Here is a 6,557-nt window from a genome sequence, read left to right on the forward strand (position 1 = left end):
CCGACCAGATCGTCACCGCTTTGACCGCCCAAGCCACCGCGTTACCCGCCCGACGCCGCGACGGCATCGACGCCTGTATCCGCTACCGGACCAACAGCCTCGGGCGCCTGCGCTACGACCAAGCACTCGAAGTGGAATGGCCGATCGCGACCGGCGTGATCGAAGGTGCCTGCCGCCATCTGATGGCAGACAGATTCGACCTGGCAGGCGCCGGATGGGGCCTGGCCCGAGCCGAAGCAGTGCTGAAGCTACGCGCCGTGACCGCCAACGGTCATCTCGGCGATTACTGGCGCTACCACCTCGCCCGACAACGCGACCGTGTCCACCAAACCCCGCCTACAGGACGGATACGCCCTCACGGTGTGACCGACAGGCTCACTTCAGGAGAGCCGCACCCGACTGAGATTGCCTGGCCGACCTTAGTAAGGGGTCATCAGCTGGGCGTCTTGGTCTCGCTTAGTTTGAGAAGTTTGCCCCCGCGTCGCGGAACTCTTGGGAGAACCCCAGGGGAGAGCGTGCAGTCGCTCAGTGACCCTGCCCGAGCCTCCAGCAAATACCTCACTCCAGGAGACCTGACTGCTTGAGCCGTGGTGGACCTCAAAGGGGGCTCGGCTTGGCCGCAACTCGAGTCGCAGTAAGTGTGTGTTGCTGTCATGCAGCTTGTGCATTTGTGTAGAGCACGGCGTTGGCGTGATGCGCCGCTTTCTCAGGGAACACGCACATCACGCCTTCGGCCTTCCCACCGTCTCTCTCTTCCGCTTCGCAGAAGGTCGTGACGGACATGCAACTGATCAGGCGGAATTCGTGGCTTCATGCTCCAAACCGTCGAGGAACGCCTCGACGCAGGCGTTGATAATGTGCCCGAGCATGCCCCTGTAGGCATCAACCATGCTCAGCTCGTCTTTGAGGTCCTCGATCCACTGACCCACATCCGAGGTGAGCGAGTAGGTGTTGGGTCGCGGCAGCTCTTCATGGGCCGTTCGAATCCTGAAGCTCTGCCCCATCTCGACGAGCACCTCAAGGGGTTGCTGGCGCGCCTGTCGGAGAGCAGCGTCAATGTAGTGACTGACAGCCAGGGCAGGCCGACGGGCGCCAGCGGTCAGCCGTCTCTTGTCGGCCACCGACTGCCTGGTCAGACGGGACGCGAGGTTGGCGTTCAGTCGTACATTCCGCCCGGCGCTGCCTACGGCTGGATTGGCGGCATCGCTGAAGCTCTGGTAGAGGCTGTGATAGTTGGGCGGGAGAGACGCGAGCTTCTCCTTGACGGGAGCGGGAAGCTCAGCCGGCCGCGGCTGGAGGTAGCCAGAGGACGAACGAGGGGGAGACGTCCGACGCCTGGGCGCCGCCACCGTGCCGGCGATACTTCCATCGCTGGGCTCGTCCCGGCCTGATCTGGATTGGCTCAGAACTCGGCTGGCCTTCGGCGCCGGCTCTGCCGGTTGATCAATCGGCGTGGAGCCAAGGTCGGTTCGGGCGGCTGCTTCCGGTTCCGGCGTCGTCTGGACCCGCCGCCTCTCATCCGGTCTTTCGGCAGTGGCCGGCGCCTCGGGCGCAGGTGCGGTCTGGCGTGCCCTAACAGGCTCGGCTGTTTCGGGTCCGGGCGCCTGAACTTGCTCCTCCGCTTCCGGTCTTGCCACTGGGGCGGCGGGCGCCACAGCCGCAAGTGCGGTTTCAGTCGTCTTGGCAGGCTCGGGCGATGACGCTGCTGTTACCGTGTCCGGCTGGCGGTCCGCTGCTTGCGCGACCGTGCCGCGCGGCTCGTCTCGGACTGTCTCGGCTGGCACGTCGGCCACCACTACCGTTGATTCCTTTGGGCCCTGCTCCTTTGGCGCCGGTTGCAGGTGCCCGAAACCCGCTACAGGCTGCCGTTGCAGCCGTCCTGCCCGCTTGCCCCCTGCCACTACGCCACGTCCTTCAACATCACTTCGGTCTTTTCCTTCTGCGGCCATGCCTGGTGCCAGGCGGTGCGCAACTCGCTCGCCAGCGGATGACCGATCTCGTCGAGCATCCGTAGCGTGGTCGCCTCGGCCACCTGGCAGACCCGGCTGGCCATCTCTCTTCTCTCCGATGTGGTGAGGAACGCCGAGACGGGAGCTGCCATGTCGTGCGAGTCACTGATGACGGTCGTCTTAGGGATCTCGTACGGCCAGATCGGAGCCTCCCAATGCTCCAGACCGGCTTCGTGGTACTGCGTGGCGTCGGAGGTGAGTGCCCGAGCGGTGTTCTGGCGAGGTACGTAGGCGTTCCAGACCAGCCCCATGACGTCGATGCCGTCGTGATAGTAGTTTTCGCGCACGTCCTTGATCAGGCGCATGGTCTTGGGAATGGCATCGACGCCGAACTTCTCGGCGTTCGTCACGAACAGCGCGTAATATGCGGCCTTGGCTGCCTGGACGCCAAGACGCTGGTTGATGGCCGTGTCGATGAGTACGACGTCCCAGCGCTGGTTCGGCGAGATGCCGCCCTGCTCGGCCGGCAGCAGCAGTGTGTGCGCGAGTCGCTCGAAGTCGGCAGGCTTCCATGAGCCGGGCAGGTCCTCCAGCGCCTCGTACGCTGGGATGAGCCCTATCGTGCCAATCTTGCCAGGGCGCAGCGGGCCACCGCGGTGGAACGGCACGTCCACGTCGTAGGTCCAGCCGGGCGTGTCAATGATGATGATCGCCTCGTCGGCGACGCCGGCCTCACCGGAGTTGATCACCTCGATCACGGTAAGGACGTCGGGCTCTTCCAACTTGGACTTGCCGATCCGAGCCTCGACAGCGACCATCCTGACGGGTCGGCCGAAGCCGAGAGAAGCGTTTCCTTGTGGGTCCATGTCGATGACGAGGACGTTGAGCCCAAAGCGGGATAGCGCATCGGCAATCAGGAGTGTCTCCGTGGTCTTGCCTGCCCCTCCCTTTCGCATCATCATGGCGACCACGTTCTTCATGGTCGTGACGCCTCGGCGCATCCATTCCGAGATGACCTGCTCCACCTCGGCGATCTGCTCGGCCCTCGGTTCGTCTGCGTTCCCGGACGTAGAGGAGTGAACCGTTGATGTCACAGGGGACTCCCAAGTCTGCTTAGCGGTATCACATCGCCGATCTTAACCATGGCGTCATCCCGTTGAGGAGAAGACTCGCGAGGATGCCTGAGAAAAGCGCCGGGGAAGTGGACGATCCTCGTCCTCTCCGCAGAGGGGCTCCTCCGTGAAGCCAATCTTCTGTGGGGCAAGCGATGCAGCGAAGTGGTTGGGTGGCTCCTTCGTCGGCAAACTGTTCCATCCGTGTTGGCGTCTGGCCCAAGAGTCCTGGGGGCCACGGCTTAGTCCGGGTGGATCACAAGAGTTGATTTGGCGATCGCTGAAGCCGCGGGCTCTTGTCTACTCCGCACATACGAGGGCCAGGCAAGGAAGCGAGACGCGCGGCTGAGGCGGTCGCTGCGCGTCATCCCGCCACCGCTGATGGCGAGTCGCAGACGTGGTTGATCTTTGGTGCACCCATCTTCAGGTAAGGCGCGCCTGCGTGGAGGCGAGATGAACGAGTCTGAAGACTTATCCACAGCCAGGCACATGCGCCAATACGCATCAGTGCTCTCGGGTTGTGTTGCTGTGTGTGTTGCTGCAAGTGCATTTGTGAAACCCCAGGTCAGACCCCTTTTTAGGCCTCCGAAGGTCACGTGAGAGGGCCGACGATCGGTCTCAAAAATAGCCAGTGAGGGGAAGATTTCGCCTACCAAAGCGCTCTCTGATCACCTGCGTCCGATCAACAGCGCTGGTAGGCGTCACTCGGGGCCACTGCGATCTAAGTTACCCATCAGTAATACCCTTTTAACTGCAGAAACGCGCCTAAGGCTCGAACGGGCTCACCCTGGATAAGAGATACCGAGAAGGGGGTTGCGTCGCTCCACAGGCTCTACAGCCCCGCGCACAGGGGCCGGTCAGCACTGGCGATCACATGCCCACCCGCAACCGCGTTCTTCCCACGCCGGCGCCCCAGACCAAGGTGTGGATACCACTCAGGGCCGCGTGCCACCGATGGGCACCTCAACTCAAGCGAGAACAGGCGCTCCATCCGACCTCATAGCATCCCTTGCTGCGCCCAGCAGCGTTGCGGTCAAGGTCGGACAGGAGCCACTTCTGGCACCCATGAGAACCGACTGCACCATCCAACGCCTCCAGCCCAACGCCGCTCCACGGGCGTTGCGGTCAATCTTGCGTTCATGAGCCAACGCCGCTGGGCGTGCCCCATCACGGTGTACCCAACAACGCTGAGCTGGTCCACCGCTAACCCACCCCCCACCTCCAGGGGCGGGCTGTCGTCTGGTCACCGCATATAGGCAGAAAGCTGTGCCAGCGCATCTCCTGCAACAGCGGGACGGCATCTGCTCGGGCTGGCTCGCACTGCACAGAAACCGGATGGGTTCGGCAGGTAAGGTCCAACCGAGCGCATGACGTCGACTTTGTGCCGGGGTGGTGATGGCGCATGCCTACTCCAGCAGCGTTGCCCTATTGGGTGAAGGGCTCACTGGCACAACGTGCCCTCCGCTCCATCCCGGAGGGCAGCCGGGAACCGAGATCGGTCAGGCAATCCATCAGCATCGAGGGCGGGCCGGTACGCAGGGGAGGCGCAGCTCGCTGGAGAGTCGCAGGTAAGAACAGGGCGAACGCGGCCGTGTGCATCGCGCGTCCTCAGCCGGCTTTTCTGAACCGTCGATGGCTCCATCGACTGCCACATGCCGAGTTCCTGGACTGGTCGTCTGCGCAACCGAACCTGCGGTCCGCCGGACGTTCGGCGCCCCTGGGGACACCAGGGCCATACGCCTGAACTCACCATCGCTACCATGTGCCGCGACCGCTCCCGGGGCGCGTCATCTGCAAGCGCGGGCGACGAAGCGCGCACTCCACAGGGAACCGTCACAGGCCATCGCCTCCCGCGTAGGGGAGATGTCGATCCTGCCGCCTCTTGACGCAATCCGATGATTCACCGCCCGGAGCCCGCTGCAGGCCACAGACAGTAAAGGCTCACGAGTCGCCGAAGCGCGCGCGATGATAGGCAGCCGAAAGCGTGGCGACTGTGGCATGCAGGTCGCCCAGCTGCTCGCGAAAGGCTGCATAACGAACCTCTCGTAGTGAGTCCACAATCTCTTCCATCCACCAGCCGATCTCTCGCAAGGTGGAGTAATGGGCCGACGACAGCGGCCACTGCATCTCCCGCACCGCTCGTCGTAGGCCGATGAGACACTCGGCCATCTCATCATCAATGAGATGGTCGAACTCGGAACGTGAGCTGATCAACTGCGCGGCGGCCTCCCACAACGCCAAGGCGTGTTGGTCGTACCAGAGGGCTTCAGAGGAGGTGCTTCGCGGTTGAGTCCTGGCCAATCGGTGTGCTCGTTCGAGCCGCTCACTCCGGCCAAGTCCCAATCGAGATGCGCGATGACGTAGGAGTCGGTGTTCAACCGCCTGCCTGCTATGCACATTGAGCGGCGGCGCCATGCGGATCATCGCGATCTGCATGACACGACCCAGCTCCAACAGTTCATGCTCAAGATGCTCAGCCTCATCAGGGCGGTGTGAGCAATGGAGACGCACGTAGGCCAAAACCCACAGCGCGTCCAGGACGTCGTTCGACGTCACCCAGTCCGGGACTCTGCGGCAGCTGAGAACATGCTGGATGACAGCCAAAGGATGTTCGGCTGGATCCCGGCTCTCCAGTCCCGCAAGATCGGGATCGCGTACTTCTCTGCGACGCTGTACGATCCGCTCAATGGCCTCCTGACCTGCGGTTTTGCTGACTTGAGGGAGTGCGCGCTTAGGCATGTCAATAGTGTATTGACGTAGATGATCTATAGCGACGGCCTGGCTTGTGAGAATCCCAGATGTTTGTCTGGCGGCCTTGAAGACGACAGTCCGTCACGGCAACTGGAAGTGGACATGGAAGCGCGTCATCGAAGTTGGCAGTAGCGGCTTGTACGGCAGGAGGTTTGGCCCGAAAGATGGCGGCGGTCTGGCCCCGGCGGCTGGCGCTGGTGGTGGCACCGGCGTACGGCGAGTCGTTCGCGTCGTGGGTGGATCGGATGGCCCTGCGGAACGGATGTCCGCCGAGGGCGATGGTCGAGGCGTTGGGGCTGGATGTACGCGCGGCGAGTGACGTCCGTTCACTGGCGTATGGCGTCGTCACGACGCCGGAGACGCGTAGAGCGATTGAGGCTGCTACAGGCGTGAGCTCCGAGGTCGTGCGTGGGATGCACCTGGAGGTGTTCGACGGCTCGGCTGTGGATCTGACAGGTGTCCGCGTGGGGGAAAAAGACTCAGTCCGCCTGGCAGAGGGCCGTGAGTGGGAGCAGTTCTTCGGCAGCCGGGCATGCCCAAAGTGCCTGGCGGCTTCGGGCGGAGCGTGGCCGCTCTGGTGGAAGCTCGGCTGGGCCGCGGTTTGTCCCGAGCATCGGATGCTGCTGGTGGATCTCTGCCCGAGATGCCGCGTTTCCGTGCGACGGGGCCCGGCCGGCCAGCCAGGCCGCCTGTCTCGCTCACGGATGCCGGCTCCGTTGCGATGCGGTGCGCTCCTCAGCGGGGC

The 6,557-nt window shown here is 63.5% G+C and carries 5 protein-coding genes and 1 pseudogene; 2 read left to right on the forward strand and 4 right to left on the reverse strand.

The window, feature by feature from the left end:
* Nucleotides 1–278, forward strand: a pseudogene (locus AB0J09_RS52375) (ISKra4 family transposase); the annotation flags it as partial.
* Nucleotides 279–651: 373 nt separating this feature from the next.
* Here AB0J09_RS52375 and AB0J09_RS52380 read toward each other — a convergent pair.
* The 4 genes from AB0J09_RS52380 to AB0J09_RS52395 all read right to left on the reverse strand — a co-directional run bounded on the left by AB0J09_RS52380 (nucleotide 652) and on the right by AB0J09_RS52395 (nucleotide 5,800).
* The gene (locus tag AB0J09_RS52380) at nucleotides 652–783 is read right to left on the reverse strand and encodes a hypothetical protein (protein ID WP_360709405.1); all 132 of its coding nucleotides are present in this window, start codon (nucleotides 781–783) and stop codon (nucleotides 652–654) included.
* 8 nt (nucleotides 784–791) lie between these two features.
* Nucleotides 792–1,121 (reverse strand): hypothetical protein, encoded by a 330-nt coding sequence (locus AB0J09_RS52385; RefSeq protein WP_360709408.1) that lies wholly within the window; start codon nucleotides 1,119–1,121, stop codon nucleotides 792–794.
* A 779-nt stretch (nucleotides 1,122–1,900) separates the two neighbouring features.
* Nucleotides 1,901–2,974, reverse strand: a complete 1,074-nt coding sequence (locus AB0J09_RS52390) for a ParA family protein (RefSeq protein ID WP_360709411.1) — start codon at nucleotides 2,972–2,974, stop codon at nucleotides 1,901–1,903.
* A 2,028-nt stretch (nucleotides 2,975–5,002) separates the two neighbouring features.
* Nucleotides 5,003–5,800 (reverse strand): hypothetical protein, encoded by a 798-nt coding sequence (locus AB0J09_RS52395; RefSeq protein WP_360709414.1) that lies wholly within the window; start codon nucleotides 5,798–5,800, stop codon nucleotides 5,003–5,005.
* A 176-nt stretch (nucleotides 5,801–5,976) separates the two neighbouring features.
* Between AB0J09_RS52395 and AB0J09_RS52400 the strand changes: the two genes are divergently transcribed.
* Nucleotides 5,977–6,557 (forward strand): TniQ family protein (locus tag AB0J09_RS52400; protein WP_360709417.1); only part of this gene is annotated, 581 nt, incomplete at its 3' end.

Origin of the sequence: Nonomuraea sp. NPDC049784 (genome assembly GCF_040659615.1) — a bacterium.
GTDB lineage: Bacteria > Actinomycetota > Actinomycetes > Streptosporangiales > Streptosporangiaceae > Nonomuraea.

Excerpts from the sequence above, each read along its gene's own strand:
- AB0J09_RS52380 (WP_360709405.1), bottom strand. The coding sequence starts at position 783 with ATGTCCGTCACGACCTTCTGCGAAGCGGAAGAGAGAGACGGTGGGAAG.
- AB0J09_RS52395 (WP_360709414.1), bottom strand. The coding sequence starts at position 5,800 with ATGCCTAAGCGCGCACTCCCTCAAGTCAGCAAAACCGCAGGTCAGGAG.